This window comes from Rhodococcus sp. 06-235-1A, assembly GCF_002258785.1.
GTDB lineage: Bacteria > Actinomycetota > Actinomycetes > Mycobacteriales > Mycobacteriaceae > Rhodococcoides.
The window spans coordinates 80,795-97,069 of sequence record NZ_NOYI01000013.1 but is presented as its reverse complement, the minus strand read 5'-3'; the positions used below and the strand labels follow the sequence as shown (position 1 = coordinate 97,069).

Sequence of the window (16,275 nt, the reverse complement as noted above, 5' to 3'; positions counted from 1 at the left end):
GTATCGGGTCAGACAGTCAGCACGGTGCAGGCGCTGATGCCCGGCGCGCCGTACACGTGGGTGAAGCCGACACGCGGATCGCCCGGCACTTGGCGTTCGCCGGCTTCGCCACGTAGCTGAGTGACGATCTCGTGCACCTGGCGCAGACCGGAGGCTCCGATGGGTTCGCCGTTCGCGATGCAGCCGCCGTCGGTGTTGATCGGCAGGCACCCGCCGATGTCGGTTTCCCCGGCCGCGATCATGGCTTCTTGCTCGCCGGGCTCACAGAACCCGCATTCGGCCATGTGCATGATCTCGGCACCGCTCTCGGTGTCCTGAAGCTGCGCGACGTCGACATCGCCCGGAGCGATGCCGGCCTGCTCGAAGGCCGCACGTGCCGCGTCGGCGCTGACACTGGTCGGTTCGCCGGCCCCCTGAACGGAAGGGCTGAAGACCTCGAAAGATCCGAATCGGCGCGTTCGGTGGGTGATGGCGGCAATCTTCACCGGCCGACCGGTGGCTCGCGCGACGTAGTCCTCGCCGGCCACGACGATGGCGGCCGCTCCCTCACCCGGTGAGCAGAACATGTATCGAGTCAGTGGATCGTTGACCATGTCGGCTTCGGCGATAGTCGCGGCGTCCATGGCCTCCCGACGCCAAGCGTTGGGATTGAGAACGCCGTTGCGGTAGGCCTTTTCGGCGACCAGGGCGAGCGTCCGACTGGAGATGTCGTGCTGACGCATGTAGCGAGAGATCTTGGCACCGAAGAACTGGGTGGTCACCATCAGACCGGCCTCGCCGTAGCCGTCGGGTAGTCCCCACTCCGCCGGCCGTGGATCGAACGCTCCACGCGGATGTTTGTCGAAACCGACTGCGAGCGCGACGTCCGCGGAGCCCGAGCGCACAGCATTGACCGCCGAGAACAACGCGCTTCCGCCTGTTGCGCAACCGTTCTTGACGTTGGTGAACGGGATGCCGGTGAAGCCGAGTTCGGCAACGAGTGTATCGGCCAGGCCCGAGCCGTCACTGCCACCGAATGCGACCTGGACGTCCGGCCAGGCCAGATCGGCATCGCGTAACGCGTTGCCGATCGCGGTGACGGCCATCTGGCGGCCGGACACTCCTGGCTGGCGGCCGAACTTGGAGAGACCGGCACCGATGATCGAAACGATCTGTGTCACTGCGTCATTCCTGTCGATTCCGGTTGCGTGCCGAGTGCGTCGACAGCGAATCTGGGCACCGGCGCAGTGGATGTCAGACGCACCGGTGCCCCATCCAGTTCGTCGAAGCTCTCACAGTCGATGATCGCTTCGATCTTGATGCCCTCGGGCAGTTCCACGTAGCCGACTGCGAAGGGAACGAACCCGCCGACCGGTGGCACGTAGGGAGGAGACTTGGGCGCGAAACGCTGAATCGTGTGGGCCCACAGAGTGCCTCGCGTACTCAGGGTGATGTTCTCTGCAGTGGGTGTGGCGCACCTGCTGCACATCGCACTCGCGGGGAAAGCCACGGTACTGCACACTGTGCACTTGCTGCCCTCGAGTGCGACGGCCGTTGCCTGCTCCATTGATGCTGCCTTTCGGGCTGTTCGGTCAGAACGCGGACGTGGTGCGGGTCAGCGCCCGACCCACTTGGGCTCACGCTTCTCGAGGAATGCGGTGACGCCCTCCTTGCCGTCCTCGGACTGGAGCGCATTGCCGACCGCGAGATGTTCCATGACCATGAGCGACTGGATGTCTGCATCCAGACCGCGGTCGATGCACATCTTGGTCAGCTTCATCATGAACGGGCTCTTGTCAGTGAGGTTCCCGATGAACTCGTCGACGGTCTTGTCGAGGTCCTCGGCCGGCGCGGACGCATTGATCAGGTCGAAGTCGACGGCTTCGGTGCCCGAGAGCAGCTTGCCGGTGAGCATCAGTTCCTTGGTCTTCCGGATGCCGATCATGCGGGGCAGGCGGTAGATGGGGCCGGCACCACCGAACAATGCACGGCGGATGTGGAAGTCGCCAATTCTTGCGTCGTCGGCCGCGATAGCGAAGTCGCACGAAATCATCAGTTCGAAGCCACCGGCGGTGACGTAACCCTCGAGCACCGCAACGGAGGGAGTGTTCATGGAGTACAGACGATCGCACACCTTCGCCGACAGGACGGCGACGTCCATGGCGGTGGTGGTGCCGATGAAGTCCGACAGCAATTCGTCGAGGTCGAAGCCCGAGCAGAAGGTGTTGTTGACTCCGCGGAGCACGAGAACCTTGAGGTTCGGATCGTTGTCCACCTCGACGATGATCTCGTCCAGACGATGCAGCAGCTCCACCGTGACAGCGTTCTTCTTGTGCGGGCGGTTGAGCCAGACGCGAGCGACGTCGCCGTCCTTCTCCAACAGAATGTGGTCGGTGTCGATCATGTGACAGCCTTTCGAGGGTGCAAGTTGAACTGGATTCACTTCAGTATTGATCATCGAGGCGATGGCGTCAATAGCCGATCCCCGGCGACCGCATCAATCGGTCTAGACGGCAAGCAAATTGGCGATCCGCGCCCGGTGCGCACGCGAATCACCCTGCAGCGCTTCGTTTCCGAGAACTCGACGGAAGTAGCTGTGCGCCGAGTGCTCCCACGTGAAACCCACTCCCCCGTGCAGCTGCACGGCCTCGTGGGCCGCGTGCACCGCGGCATCGCTGCACACCGCACCCGCGACGGCAATCGCCAGCCGGGCCTCGTCGGGATCCTCGTCGTGCACCGCCGCGGCATACCGTGCAGCCGATCTGGCCCGCTCGAGTTCGACCAGCATGTCGGCCAACCGGTGTTTGATCGCCTGGAACGAACCGATGGGACGGCCGAACTGATGACGCGTCTTGACGTGCTCGAGCGTCATCTGCAGCAGGGCATCGGCGATACCGGTGTTCTCGCACGCGAGCGCCAGCGTGGCCACGTCCTGTATCCGCGCGATCGCGTCACCGGCCCTGTCCACAGGCACCAGGAGCGTCGCGGAAGCGCGATCGAACGAGATGTCCGCCTGCCGCCTGGTGGAGTCGACGACGCGTCGATCGTGCAGTGCGGAAAAATTGCTATCGGACACTCCGAAGAGTGCGATGCCGTCCGGGCACCGGGCACTGACGACCACGAGATCGGCTGCTCCACCTCCGACGACGAACCGCACCTGTCCGCTCAGAACCCACCCGTCGTCGGTCCGGTCTGCATCGACGTCGTCGGACTCGGCGGACAATGCGCTCACGGCCGCAACCGTGGTGCCGCCGAGGACTTCCTCGAGCAGGTCCGAGTTGCCCGCCTCCATCATGGCGCGAACGCCGACGGCCGCATGCTGATAGACGGGTTCGACCACCAGAGCGCGGCCGCATTCCTCGACGACGATGCCGAGCTCGACCATGCCGTAGCCGAGCCCACCCAACTCCTCCGGAACAGCCATGGCGGTCACCGACATGTCGTCGACCAGGCGTTTCCACAGTTCGACCGAGTAGCCAGGGTCAGAGTCCGCAGACGCGCGCACCTGCTCGATCGTGGAGTACTTGGCGAGGACTCCGCGGATGGCCTCGCGTATCTCGGCTTGTTCGCTGCCGGGCGTCAGCGCCGACGGCTCCGAACGAGGCCAGGGGGCTTGTGCGTCGCGGTGAGATGATGACATGTCGCTCCACTCGAGTTGAATTCAGTTCTTTCTCGAACCATAACCGCTCGAACCCTCGACAAACAGGGTTTACCTGAACTAAGTTCACTTCATGTCATTGAAGATTGTGGAGTACTACGCCACCTTGGATGCCGGGCACCTGGACGACGCGGTGGCGATGCTGTCCGAGGATGTCGAATATTCGATGGTCTTGCCGAGCGGGACGAGTCGAAAGACCGGACGAGCCGCCATGCTCGAATACCTGTCCGGAAGACCTCCCGTCGACCGCAAGCACCGGGTTCTCCGATCTGCCGTCGACCAGGACCTGCAGTTCGCACACGGTGCAGTGACCGAAGGCGACCGGACCACGGGCTATTTCGTCGGAACCATGCACGTGCGCTCGGACGGCCTGATCGACCGCTACCAGGTCTCGTTCGACACCGAATTCGACCTACTGGTCACCGATGCAGGAGAAGGCCGATGAACTCCGACACGCACCCGACCCCCACTCTGCTCCGCTGGTTCGAATACATGGATTCCGACGACCCGGATCGGGTCCTGACCATGATCTCGGCGGACTTCCGTATGTCCGTGCAGTTTTCCAAGGGACACGGCGAGGCAGCCGAATTCGTGGGCGACCGCGACGGGCTCGTCGCCTACCTCCAGCAACGCGAGAAGAGCACCCTGATTCACCATCTCGATCGCGGTGCCTCGGTCGACGGCACCGAGATGGTGCTGGGACGGACCACCCGCGACGGAGCCTTCGAGGCGTCGTTCAACGCCTCGGCCCAACTCGACGACAACGGGCACGTCCGACGGTTGCTCATCGCCCGCACGCCGGAATTGGCGTTCGACTAGGAGCCGATCGGCTCGCGAAACAGAGAAGAAAAGAGCGAGATGCCTGAGCAAGCACTGATTTTCGAGGCCATCCGTACCCCGAGAGGCAAGGGGCGCAACGGATCGCTGCACGGCACCAAGCCGGTGGACCTCGTCGCAGGGTTGATCACCGAACTCCGGGCTCGATTCCCCGATATGGATCCGGCCGACATCGACGACGTCATCCTCGGCGTCGTCTCACCGGTCGGAGAGCAGGGCGCGGTCATCTCGCGCGCAGCCGCACTGGTGGCGGGCCTACCGGAATCGGTCCCCGGCACCCAGATCAATCGTTTCTGCGCGTCCGGGCTCGAAGCGACCAACCTGGCCGCCCAGAAGATCGCGTCCGGCTGGGACGATCTCGTGATCGCCGGCGGCGTCGAGTCGATGTCTCGGGTACCGATGGGCAGCGACGGCGGTGCCCTGTTCACCGACCCGGCCACCGCATACGACCTCTACATCGTTCCGCAGGGAATCGGTGCCGACCTGATCGCGACGGTCGAGGGCTTCACCCGTCACGACGTCGACACCTACGCGGCGGAGTCCCAACGACGCGCCGAAGCAGCCTGGAGTTCAGGCTATTTCAAGAAGTCCGTCGTTCCGGTCGAGGACTTCAACGGCGTCACCGTGCTGGACCACGACGAGCACCGGCGCCCGGGAACCACCGCGGACAGCCTGGGCACGTTGAACCCGGCCTTCGCTGCGCTGGGCAAAGCCGCGGGTTTCGACGACGTGGCGCTGCAGAAGTACGTCGACGTCGAACGCATCGATCATGTTCACACCGGCGGTAATTCGTCGGGGATCGTCGACGGTGCCGCCCTGGTTCTCATCGGCAGCGCCGCGGCCGGAGCACGCGCAGGCCTGGTTCCCCGTGGCCGCATCGTGGCCACGGCTCAGGTCGGCAGCGAACCGACGATCATGCTCACCGGTCCGACCCCGGCCACCGTCGCGGTGTTGAAGCGAGCGGGCCTGACCGTGGAAGACATCGACGTGTTCGAGCTGAACGAGGCCTTCGCCTCCGTCGTGCTCAAGTGGATGAAGGACCTCGACATCCCGCACGAGAAGACCAACGTCAACGGCGGAGCGATCGCGATGGGCCACCCGCTCGGGGCCACCGGCGCGATTCTGGTGGGCACCGTGCTGGACGAACTGGAACGAACCGGTGGCCGCTACGGCCTGATCACCCTGTGCATCGGCGGCGGAATGGGCGTCGCCACCGTCATCGAACGCCTCTGAACCGCCCATCGTCGACACATAGAAATACGAGAGAACATGAGCGAGAACATGATCGGATGGGAACGCGGTGCCGACGGCATCGTCGTACTCACGATGGACGACGCAGGCAAGAGCGCGAACACGATGAACGATAATTACATCGCGTCGATGGCCGCCACGGTCGAGCGGCTCGAAGCCGAGAAGGACGACATCACCGGTGTCGTGATCACCTCGGCCAAGAAGTCGTTCTTCGCCGGCGGCGACCTCGACGACATGACGAAGGACCCGGGCGCTGTCGACCAACGGGACGTTGCGCGCGCCTTGACCGAGCGGATCGACGGCATCAAGAGTGTTCTTCGACGGCTCGAAACCCTCGGCCGCCCAGTGGTGGCCGCGATCAACGGCGCGGCCCTCGGCGGTGGCTTCGAGATTGCGTTGCACACCCACCACCGCATCGCATCGGATGCACCGGGCACCCGAATCGGCCTCCCCGAGGCCACGCTCGGATTGTTGCCCGGTGGCGGCGGGATCGTCAGAACGGTCCGATTGATGGGACTCGATGCCGCCCTGTCGAAGGTGTTGACGAAGGGCCAGCAGCACTCGGTGGCCGATGCGAAAAAGCTCGGGCTGATCGACGCCACCGTTGCCGGTGTGGACGAGTTGATTCCGGCTGCCAAGGCGTGGATCGCCGAGAATCCGTCGGCTGTGCAGCCGTGGGACGTCAAGGGTTTCGAGATACCCGGTGGCGGACCGACCGATCCTGCCGTCGCTCAGAATCTTCTTGCCGCAACGGCGCTGCTACGCAAGCAGCTCAAAGGCGCACCCGCCCCGGCACCGCGGGCGATCCTCGCCGCTGCGGCGGAGTGCGCGTCGGTCGACGTCGACACTGCGGATCGCATCGAAACCCGCTACTTCGTCTCCCTGATGACCGATCGAGTGGCGCAGAACATGATTCGCGCGTTCTTCTTCGACATGCAGACCATCCGACGCGGCACATCCCGCCCGTCCGGCCACGATACGTTCAACGCCCGTTCGGTGGCAGTCATCGGAGCCGGAATGATGGGTGCCGCGATCGCGTACGTCTGCGCCAAGGCAGGTATCGAGGTTGTACTGAAGGACCTCGACCGGGACGCTGCCGACCGCGGAAAACTCTACGCCGAGAAACTGGAAGCGAAAGCTGTCGAGCGGGGCTCGACGACGGCCGAGAGGTCGGCGGCACTGCTCGGCCGGATCCGGCCGACCGCGGACGCGGCCGACTGCGCCGCAGCCGATCTCGTGATCGAAGCGGCATTCGAATCCGTGGACGTCAAAAATCGGGTGTTCGGGGAGCTTGACGGTATTGTTCCCGCCGATATCGTCCTCGGCTCCAACACCTCTCAGCTTCCCATTTCGATCCTGGCCGACGGCGTGAGCCGACCCGAGAATTTCATCGGAATCCACTTCTTCTCCCCCGCCGACAAGATGCCCCTGGTCGAAATCGTCCGTGGCCGGAAGACTTCCGACTCCACAGTGGCGAAGGTCGTCGACTTCGTGTTCCAGATCGGTAAGACGCCCATCGTCGTCAACGACAGTCGAGGCTTCTTCACCTCGAGAGTGATCGGCGCGTTCCTCGACGAAGCGATGGCCGCGGTCGGCGAGGGCGTCAACCCGGTCTTCGTCGAACAGGCAGGCGCGCAGGCCGGTTACCCCGTCCCACCGCTGCAATTGATGGACCAGGTGACCTTGTCGCTGTCGCAGAAGATCCGCAAGGAGAACGAACGCGCGTTGGAGAGCGAAGGCAAGCCGCCTCGTCGACACGGCTCGGACGCGGTGATGGACAGGATGGTCGGTGAACTCGACCGCCCCGGGCGTGCCGGCGGCGGCGGTTTCTACAGCTACGACGAGTCGGGTACGAGAACCGGCATCTGGCCGGGCGTGCGTACGTCTTTCGACTCGGGCTCGACCCGAATTCCGTTCGTGGACATGCAGGAACGGATGCTGTTCGCCGAGGCGATCGAGGCGGTCAAGTGCCTCGACGAAGGTGTCTTGACGAGCGTGGCCGACGCGAACATCGGGTCCTTGCTGGGCATCGGCTTCCCACCGTGGACCGGGGGCGTGATCCAGTACATCGACCAATACGACGGCGGGCTGACCGGTTTCGTCGACCGGGCTCGAGAATTGGCATCGAAGTACGGGGCTCACTTCGAGCCGCCGGAGTCGTTGGTGAACAGAGCAATGCGCGGAGAGCGCGTCCATACACTCGCGTCCTGAACGAAAAGAGAATGCTGTGAACGTACTTCGTCGTTCGATGATGTCCATCGGAATCGCCGCGGTGACTGTCGTTGCTGCGGCGTGCGGGCAATCCTCGCAGGAAGCCGGATCCGCACCGGTGCAGGGCACGTGGGACGACGTCGTGGCCGCGGCCGACGAGGAAGGAACCGTGTACCTGTACTCCAGTCAGCATCCCGAGAACCTCGCGCTACTCGAGACCGCCTTCGAGTCGAAGTATCCCGACATCGATCTCGAGTTCACGCGGGGCAGTGACGTCGAGCTCAACCCGCGCGTGGAGAACGAAGCCCGCACCGGCCGTGGAACTGCCGACGTACACATGTCGACCGATGCCGCATGGATCACGAATGCGTCCGAATCTGGTACCTACTCGACGCCGGTGGTCGGGCCGGCCTTCGACGATCCGGCGTACGCTCGGTCGACGAGCATGCTGAACGACACGTTCTTCCTCACGAGCGCAGCAATATTTGCACTCGGGTGGAACACCGATGCCGTTCCTGCCGGGCTGTCGTCCCCGGAGGGTCTGTTGGATCCGGCGTTGAAAGGCCGGCTGGGCGTCGTGAATCCTGCTGGGTTCGCCGCCGTCGTCGACGAGTATCGGTTCTTCGACGAGAACTGGACCGGTGGCGGCTTTCTGGACAAGCTCGCCGCTCAGGAACCGCGGGTGTACCCGGGCACGTTGGCCGTGGCGCAGGCATTGAGCTCGGGCGAAATCGCCGCATCGCCGATGGTTCCCCCACTGGTCCGGGAGAAGGACGCGGGCGCACCGGTCGACTGGATACTTCCCGATCCGGCGTGGGGTGCGCCGTACTACTCCCACGTGCTGTCGTCGGCTCCGCATCCCAACGCCGCGCAAGTGCTGGCCGACTTCATGGTGTCGGCCGAGGGGCAACGAGCCCTGTCGAAGGGGTACGGCAGCGCACTGCCCGATGTCGAGAACTCGGTCGGGTCGGCCCAAGACATTTCGCTGCCCGATTCGGACTCGCTGACGCCCGAGAAGGTCTCGCAGTTCCAACAGGAATGGGAAAGCAAGTTCAACTGAATCTCGGACTCGAAGGAAGCCCAGCACGACCATGAACAGCCGAACCCTCTGCCTCACCTCATATCCGAGCGGAAAACTCACGACCGAGCATCTGGAGCTGGCGGACATTCCACTCGCTCCGCTGCTCGATGGCGAAGTGCTGGTACGAAATACGTGGCTCTCGATCGATCCGTCGATTCGACTACGACTGGGTGAATCGGCACCGTCCGGGTATCTACCACCGATCTCTGTCGGAGATGCTCTGGTGGGGTTGGCACTCGGCGTCGTCGTCGAGTCACGACACGAGAACTTCCGCCCGGGAGGTCTTGTGTCGCACATGTACGGCTACCGCGACTACGCGACGGTCTCTGCCACCGGAGGCGGATTGGGCGGCGCGGGCACGCTCACCAGAATCGATACCCATGACTGGCCCCAACAGTGGTTCCTGGGTCCGCTGGGCAGTTCCGGGCTTACGGCCTATGTCGGCCTCTTCGAGGTGATGGACATTCGGCCGTCCGACACCGTCTGGATTTCGGCCGCCGCAGGAGCAGTGGGAAGTATCGCCACCCAACTCGCGGCGCACCACGGCTGCACGGTGATCGCGTCCGCAGGCAGCAGAGCCAAGGCCGATCACCTGGTCGATGCCCTCGGCGCCTCCCGTTCGTTCGATTACCACGACGGCGATGTGGGCAGCCTCCTCGCCCGCGCTGCCCCGAACGGTATCGACGCATACTTCGACAACGTCGGTGGATCCCACTTCACCGCCGCCCTCGACGCCCTTCGACCCGAAGGACGCGTCGCGATGTGCGGGGCGATTTCCACCTACGAAACATCGAACACGCTGCCCTCGAACCTGTTTCAGATCACGGCCAAGAGCTTGTCGATACGAGGATTCCGAGCTGGTTCGTTCGGCCATCTGTACGACACGATGCGATCCACCGTCGGAAGCCGACTGGCCGACGGAACGCTGACGTACGAGGAATCCGTCTACGACGGGCTCGAGCAGGCCTCCACCGCACTGGTCGATCTACTCAATGGACGAACCAGCGGAAAGACGCTGTGTCGATTGTGAAGCCCTGACATGGCGGTTCAGAGCGGTCCGGCGTTGGACCGCACGACCTGCGGCGGCGTACTCCGCTCACTCCCGGCAGATGAACTGACGAATTTCCTCCCGCGCGTCGCCGTCACTACTCCAGCACCGACAGCAGCTGGGGCCGTTTTGCCGTCCGGCTGTCGCCCGAGGAGCGCCTACGGACGCGGCGCGTCAACCACGGCGCGAGGAACATTCCGGCCCAGTTCAGATCGCCGCGAACCCGGGAGACCAGATGTGGGCGCCCCAGTGGGGCCAGAGGACGATCCCATGCGTCGGTAGCACCCGGCAGACCGAGAGCGAATGCGGCGGCCGCGGCCAGCCGCGCGTGTCCTGTCTCGTTCAGATGCAAGCGGTCCCAGCTCCACAGACGCGGATCCGATGCCACGTCATGCTTCTCGAGATCGATCACTATCACCCCGAATTCGTCTGCAGCCATCCGAATCTCGGCGTTCAGCTCGGTCATACGCTTAGCGATGATCGCTCGACCCGGGACGGGGTGTGCGAGGCGGGGAAACGTCATGGTGATCACGGTGCAGTCGACCGCTCGCAGCGCGCCGAACATTGCGCCCAGCTCACCGGCCACAGTGTGCGCATCGAAATGGGGTCGCAAGATGTCGTTGACGCCGGCAGCGACGGACGCGACGGTGGGTCGCAACGCCACGGCGGCGGGCAATTGCTCGGCTCTGACCTCAGCAGCTTTGCGACCCCGCACCGCGAGGTTCGCGTACACGACCGTGTCGTCGCTCTCGGCCATGTGCTCGGAGAGCCGATCGGCCCAGCCACGAAAGCCCGCCCTGTCGTCGCCGTCGTTCAGCCCCTCCGTCTGACTGTCACCGAGAGCTACGTACCGCAACTGACCTTCTTCGTTCTCCATACTCACCGCTCCTTCGTCGAGCAGAAATATACAACAAGTTGACTATCTGAACGCCCCGTGGCATGACCGACGGGTACTGTGCCGGATCATGTCGCTACGTGATGCCGTGCTCGCCGCACTGGTCGACGGGGAGCTGTCCGGCTACGACTTGTCCAAGGCGTTCGATGCAACGGTCGCCAACTTCTGGACTGCCACTCCTCAACAGCTCTACCGCGAGCTCGATCGAATGGATCGAGACGAGGTGATCACCGCGAGACTGGTAGAGCAGGACGGTCGCCCCAACAAGAAGCTGTTCAGCCTGACCGACAAGGGTCGTGCGGCGCTGCGCCAGGTCAGCCACCGCCGCCCGAAGCTTCCCGCGATTCGCGACGAGCACCTGGTGGCAGTTCACGCACTGGAGGCCGGCGACCTCGAGCCGATGACGGGCGCGATCCGTGAACGGATGCAGCTCTCTCGCGACAAGCTGGCCAGGTACGACAGGATGGCGCACCGCCTACTCGACGGACGCACCGAGACCGACTTCCTGACGACCGCAGATCGTATCGGCCCATACCTCACCCTGATGCGAGGACGAATGTTCGAGGAAGAATCTCTCCGCTGGGGTGCCCGGGTTCTCGACGTACTCGAGGTCCGCGCTGGTCGACGATGACCGCCATTGCCCGATCAATAGTCACAAAGTTGTGTATCGTTCGCGGGTAACACCCGAACCCGGGTCCGACCCTACTCAGGAGATGACGCGTGCAGCGGTTCCGACAAGCCGTCGAGGCGAACGACCACGACGCCATGGCCTCCACCCTTGCTGACGACGTCGTCTTCAGCTCGCCAGTTGCGTTCAAGCCGTACCACGGCAAACCGATGACCGCAGCGATACTGCGGGCCGTCACGCGGGTGTTCCGCGACTTGCGATACGTCCGAACTGTCGAAGACATCGGCGGTCGCGATCACGTCCTGTTCTTCGAGGCCCGCATCGACGATGTGACCGTCCATGGCTGCGACATCCTGCACCTCGATTCCGACGGCCTGATCGACGACTTCACCGTGATGGTGCGTCCGCTGTCGGCGGCACAGGCACTCTCCCGGGCCATGGCTACGGAATTCGCCGCCGAGATGGCGTCGAACACTGCGACCGACAAGATGGACTGACCCGCTGGACTTCTCACTCGACGCCGATCGTCACCTCGGTGGATTTGACGAACGCGGTTGCCTGCTGCCCCACCGCGAGCCCGAGCTCCTCGGCGGCCTCGCGGGTGATCGAGGAGGTGACTGTCTGGTCGCTGCCGTCGAGACGAACCTTCACCGTCGCCATCACACTGCCGAGCGTGACCTCGGTGATGGTGCCGACGAGCTGATTGCGGGTGGACAGTCGCACGATGGTTCCTCCATGTGAAAAGTAGTTCATGAATGGTCGAGCGAAGCGAACGATACTGGAGGTGCCACACAGCGTCTGCATTCTTCGGTGCTGTCCGACCCGCACTGCCGAGCCCCCCTGCTCACTCCAGGGCGGGCATTGCGTCCACGCGCGCGGGCACGTGCTTGTGCCACGGAGTCGCGGAAAACTCGTCGCGGCGAGCGGCATCGGTCAATTCGTTGGGTGCAACTCCGACGCGGGCCGCGGAACCGGGAAGGTCGAGTCCGAAGCCGTTGGGAAGGGAGATATGGCCGGGTTGCATCGTGTTCGTGATCTCGACCTGTGCCACGGCCGACCCCTTGGCGGTCGTGATCTTGGCACTGCAGCCTTCGGACAGTCCGAGCGCCTCGGCGTCGACCGGGCAGATACGCAATGCACCGTTCCCGCCCCGTTTGCGCCAGGTGTCGTCCCGAAAAATGGTGTTCGCAGTGAACGCGCGACGTTCGCCTGCGGAGAGTACGAAAGGGAAGTCATCGCTGGTGTGAGACGGATCGCTGTTCTTCAGGTTTCTCAAGGAGCCCAGCAGGGGTGCGATGGCCAGCTGTATAGGTCTGTTGGCGGCGGGAACATAGTCCCACGCTCCGCCGTCGAGGTCGTCGACGGTCATCTCGACGCCTGATCGGTTCTCCAGAATTGCGGCGAACAAGGCTTCGGCATTGCGATGGCCCGCTGCGCGGACCGATCGGGGGTGCTCGCGGTAGATCTTGTGGGACAGCGCCCACAGCGCCGCAGCCGATGTCGCGCCGTTCGGGAGCGTGGGGCCGAGCGTTGCGTAGAGCAGGTACGCGGCGACCGGGACGGACTTCTTGTCGAGCCCGAGCAAGGCAAGAAACGTTGCTGCGTACACCTTGTGGCCCAGCTTGAGCGCCCCACGCAGCAAGATGATCCAGCGGGGTTTCACCAAGCCCAATTCGTTGATCAATCGTGCATAGATCTCGGGTTCGGGCAACGTTCCCGGCAATGGGTCGAGTATCGGTGCCCGCAACTGAAAGCTGTTGCGCGGGTATTCGAGACAGAAGAACGTCGCCTCCCATTTCTCGAACTGACTGGACGCGGGAAGCACGTAATCGGCGCGTCGTGCAGTCTCGGTCATCGCAACGTCGATCACCAGGCTGAATTCGAGTTCGTCCATCGCTGTGCGAAAGCTTGCAGAGTCGGCCATCGAATGCGCAGGGTTGGACGACTCGATCACCATTGCCCGGAACCTCGCGGGGTGGTTGTTCGACACCTCCTCTGCGATGGCGTTACCCGGAACCAACCCACCGAACATCGGCGTACCGTGAACCGGTGTGCTTTTGACGTCGAGTGAGTAGTTCAACAATGGTGCGAGCCACGAGTGATTATGCATGGCACCACTTTTCGCGAAATTTCCGGTGACGAGCCAGATGAGCTTCTCGAGGTAGGAGACCAAGGTGCTGTTGGGGCTCTGCTGGACTCCGAGATCCTCGTAGATCGAGACGCTGTCCGCTGTCCCGATGAGATGCGCCGCGCGCCTGATCGCGGACTCGTCCACTCCGCACACACCTGCGTAGGCCGAAACGTCGAGTCCGTGAACTGCGGCCACTACCTGTTCGACACCAACTGTGTTCTCGTGCAGGAAGGCGTGGTCCATCATCCCGTTATCGACGACGATCGCCAAAATGGCTGCAAGGCACCACGCGTCGGTTCCCGGCTTGATCTGTAGATGTATGTCGGCGCGCTCTGCAGTTTCCGTTCGCACCGGATCCAGGACGATCATCGACCTGAGGGGGTCTTTGCCGATCTCCTGCAGCACGGTACGAGCTCGGGCGACACCGTGCGACTGCCACGGATTCTTGCCGAGAAACACACTGACCTGCGCACGGTCGAAGTCGCCCACAGTGTGGCTACCTGTGAGGTGCGCGTCGACCCACGCCTCTCCGGTCTTCTCCTGCGCGATGGCGTTCGATCGATACCGCGCACCCAGTCCGCGTATCAGCGCACCGGCGTAGGCACCGCCCAGATGATTTCCCTGTCCGCCGCCGCCACAGAAGAAGATGCTCTCACCGCCGTGCTTGTCACGAACGGAGCCCAGACGCCGTGCGATCTCTGCGATCGCCGTATCCCAGTCGACCGGCATGTACGTGCCGTCGGCCTCGCGTCGCATCGGAGTATCCAGTCGCGACCCGCCGTTCTGGTAGTGGTCCAGCCTGAGCGCTTTGTTGCAGGTGTATCCGAGCGACTTGGGGTGGTCCTTGTCGCCACGAATCTTGGCGATCCTCCGACCTTCCGTGGAAACGGTGATACCACAGTTGTTTTCGCACAGAATGCAGGCGGTCTTCTTCCAGTCCACACTGCTCTCGTCCGTCACATTCGTCTCCAGTAATTGTATGTGGAACTGCATAGTACGCCTGCTGCACAATCGAGTCGTTGCGCAGTCGAATGAGGCGGTGATGAAACGATTTCGATGCCTCGACTGCGATCGGCAGTGATGGCGAGTGTCGCGCGATTGGGTATCGACGACAAGGTACGGGAGTACATACCTTCGCCGGAATCATTGTGCACGCGCACACTTCACACGGCAGTTCGGCCGTTCTACCGAAGTTCGTTGCGCCGCAGATGATCCTCTGTATTATGACAGAATGCATAGGACTTGGGGCTCGTGACGTACATCGATGACATCCATCTTTCGACTGCGGTCGTCATCGACTTCCTGCGCTCATGATGCGGTCGGTACCCGGCCTGCGGACGGTGGAAGAACATCGTGCGCTCATCGACGGCTTGATCTCGCGCACCCCCACGGTGATGACGCCCCTGTCGCAGGCAGCAGGACGCGCCCTCGGCTCGGAGGTCGATGCTCCGATCCCACTTCCGCCCTTCGACAACTCCGCAGTCGACGGGTACGCGGTGCACGTCGCCGACCTGGTCGGTGCCGGACCCGACGCGGTCGTACACCTCCCTGTTGCACGCGTGATAGCCGCAGGTGATGGAACACGAGAAGAACTACGTGCGGGAACGGTTGCCCGCATCATGACCGGTGCCCCGATACCTGCAGGGGCCGACGCCGTGGTTCCGGTGGAGGATGCCCGGTACGACGGAACAGAGGCGGTGTTCGGTAGCCCGAGCAGGGCCGGCGCGAATATGCGGAGAACCGGGGAGGACGTCATGCCTCCGGAGCGCCTCTTCGATGCGGGAACGGTCCTGACGCCGTCGCGTATCGGACTACTGGCTGCATCCGGTCTGGGACGGGTTCTCGTACACCGTCGGATCCGGGTCGCCGTGGTGTCGACCGGCGCCGAGATCGTCGACGCTGCCACTCTTCTGCGTCACGGTCGTATTCACGACTCCAACTCGGCACTCCTGTCGGCCGCGGTCGAAGACTGCGGTGCCGAACTCGTGGCGTGTATTGCCTTGCCGGACTCGGTGAACCAACTCAGATCGCACCTAGCAGAGCTCGGAGCGTGTGCAGACGTCGTCATCACATCGGGCGGAGTCAGCGCCGGGGATCACGAGGTGGTCAAGCAAACGCTGATGCCCTACGGCGTGCGCTTCGCCGGCGTCGCGATGTCGCCCGGGCGACCCCAAGGTGCCGGAACCGCTTTCGGCACAACGTTATTGACCTTTCCTGGAAACCCCCTTGCCGCCTACGCTTCATTCGAGCTTCTCGCGCGTCCGATTCTCCGACGCGCTATGGGCCTGGTTCCGGACAACCGTCCTACCCTGCGGGTGCCGTTGGCACATCCACTACCCAGGAAGTGTGGAAGACACACCCTGGACCTCGCGATCGGACGCCCCGACGGGTCGATCGCCATGCTCACCGGCTCGGGAAAGCACGGGCTCGGCGCGGCGCGAGAGGCGGGCTATCTCGTGGAATTGAACGGTGCAGTTCCTTCCCTCGACGCCGGCGAGACGGTCACGGCGACAGTGCTCTGACCCGCGCGATCACATCCGATGACATGTAACGAGT

Annotated in this window: 16 protein-coding genes; 9 read left to right on the top strand and 7 right to left on the bottom strand. The window is 63.6% G+C overall.

The genetic code is table 11. The features are described from left to right. Positions 1-8 precede the first annotated feature (8 nt). From CH275_RS13510 to CH275_RS13495, 4 genes are all read right to left on the bottom strand, one after another. Positions 9-1,160, bottom strand: coding sequence for a thiolase family protein (locus CH275_RS13510; protein ID WP_094678885.1), 1,152 nt, complete (start codon positions 1,158-1,160; stop codon positions 9-11). Beyond that, the gene (locus CH275_RS13505; protein ID WP_094678883.1) at positions 1,157-1,546 is read right to left on the bottom strand and encodes a Zn-ribbon domain-containing OB-fold protein; all 390 of its coding nucleotides are present in this window, start codon (positions 1,544-1,546) and stop codon (positions 1,157-1,159) included. The genes CH275_RS13510 and CH275_RS13505 overlap by 4 nt, the downstream gene beginning before the upstream one ends. A 48-nt stretch (positions 1,547-1,594) precedes the next feature. Further along, the gene (locus CH275_RS13500) at positions 1,595-2,383 is read right to left on the bottom strand and encodes an enoyl-CoA hydratase/isomerase family protein (protein ID WP_032366859.1); all 789 of its coding nucleotides are present in this window, start codon (positions 2,381-2,383) and stop codon (positions 1,595-1,597) included. 102 nt (positions 2,384-2,485) lie between these two features. After that, complete coding sequence (locus tag CH275_RS13495) at positions 2,486-3,619, bottom strand: acyl-CoA dehydrogenase family protein (protein ID WP_094678881.1); 1,134 nt, start codon at positions 3,617-3,619, stop codon at positions 2,486-2,488. Between the two features lie 91 nt (positions 3,620-3,710). Here CH275_RS13495 and CH275_RS13490 point away from each other — a divergent pair, with 91 nt between their 5' ends. The 6 genes from CH275_RS13490 to CH275_RS13465 are packed head-to-tail and all read left to right on the top strand — an operon-like array spanning position 3,711 to position 10,047. Further along, positions 3,711-4,082: a nuclear transport factor 2 family protein gene (locus CH275_RS13490; protein WP_048317456.1), complete on the top strand. Its 372-nt coding sequence runs from the start codon at positions 3,711-3,713 to the stop codon at positions 4,080-4,082. Next, positions 4,079-4,456, top strand: coding sequence for a hypothetical protein (locus CH275_RS13485; RefSeq protein WP_032379296.1), 378 nt, complete (start codon positions 4,079-4,081; stop codon positions 4,454-4,456). The genes CH275_RS13490 and CH275_RS13485 overlap by 4 nt, the downstream gene beginning before the upstream one ends. A gap of 39 nt (positions 4,457-4,495) precedes the next feature. Further along, entirely contained in the window at positions 4,496-5,707 is a 1,212-nt protein-coding gene (locus CH275_RS13480; protein ID WP_094678879.1) for an acetyl-CoA C-acetyltransferase, read from the top strand. A 36-nt stretch (positions 5,708-5,743) separates the two neighbouring features. Next, the gene (locus CH275_RS13475) at positions 5,744-7,936 is read left to right on the top strand and encodes a 3-hydroxyacyl-CoA dehydrogenase NAD-binding domain-containing protein (protein ID WP_094678877.1); all 2,193 of its coding nucleotides are present in this window, start codon (positions 5,744-5,746) and stop codon (positions 7,934-7,936) included. Between the two features lie 37 nt (positions 7,937-7,973). Further along, positions 7,974-8,996 carry an ABC transporter substrate-binding protein gene (locus CH275_RS13470; RefSeq protein WP_373453711.1) on the top strand — a complete coding sequence of 341 codons (1,023 nt, stop codon included), beginning with the start codon at positions 7,974-7,976 and terminating at the stop codon, positions 8,994-8,996. Between the two features lie 31 nt (positions 8,997-9,027). After that, positions 9,028-10,047 carry an NADP-dependent oxidoreductase gene (locus CH275_RS13465; RefSeq protein ID WP_094678873.1) on the top strand — a complete coding sequence of 340 codons (1,020 nt, stop codon included), beginning with the start codon at positions 9,028-9,030 and terminating at the stop codon, positions 10,045-10,047. Between the two features lie 115 nt (positions 10,048-10,162). On the opposite strand, the gene CH275_RS13460 is transcribed toward CH275_RS13465, so the two are convergent. Beyond that, positions 10,163-10,942, bottom strand: a complete 780-nt coding sequence (locus CH275_RS13460; RefSeq protein WP_094678871.1) for an SGNH/GDSL hydrolase family protein — start codon at positions 10,940-10,942, stop codon at positions 10,163-10,165. 88 nt (positions 10,943-11,030) lie between these two features. Between CH275_RS13460 and CH275_RS13455 the strand changes: the two genes are divergently transcribed. Together CH275_RS13455 and CH275_RS13450 are read left to right on the top strand one after the other, a co-directional pair. Beyond that, positions 11,031-11,591 carry a PadR family transcriptional regulator gene (locus CH275_RS13455; protein ID WP_094678869.1) on the top strand — a complete coding sequence of 187 codons (561 nt, stop codon included), beginning with the start codon at positions 11,031-11,033 and terminating at the stop codon, positions 11,589-11,591. 89 nt (positions 11,592-11,680) lie between these two features. Beyond that, positions 11,681-12,085, top strand: coding sequence for a nuclear transport factor 2 family protein (locus CH275_RS13450; RefSeq protein WP_082521233.1), 405 nt, complete (start codon positions 11,681-11,683; stop codon positions 12,083-12,085). Between the two features lie 13 nt (positions 12,086-12,098). On the opposite strand, the gene CH275_RS13445 is transcribed toward CH275_RS13450, so the two are convergent. Both CH275_RS13445 and CH275_RS13440 read right to left on the bottom strand, forming a co-directional pair. Further along, positions 12,099-12,311, bottom strand: a complete 213-nt coding sequence (locus CH275_RS13445) for a TOBE domain-containing protein (protein WP_032406863.1) — start codon at positions 12,309-12,311, stop codon at positions 12,099-12,101. 121 nt (positions 12,312-12,432) lie between these two features. Beyond that, complete coding sequence (locus CH275_RS13440; RefSeq protein WP_256991009.1) at positions 12,433-14,679, bottom strand: molybdopterin-dependent oxidoreductase; 2,247 nt, start codon at positions 14,677-14,679, stop codon at positions 12,433-12,435. 350 nt (positions 14,680-15,029) lie between these two features. Between CH275_RS13440 and CH275_RS13435 the strand changes: the two genes are divergently transcribed. Continuing rightward, positions 15,030-16,241, top strand: coding sequence for a molybdopterin molybdotransferase MoeA (locus CH275_RS13435; RefSeq protein ID WP_094678865.1), 1,212 nt, complete (start codon positions 15,030-15,032; stop codon positions 16,239-16,241). Positions 16,242-16,275 lie beyond the last annotated feature (34 nt).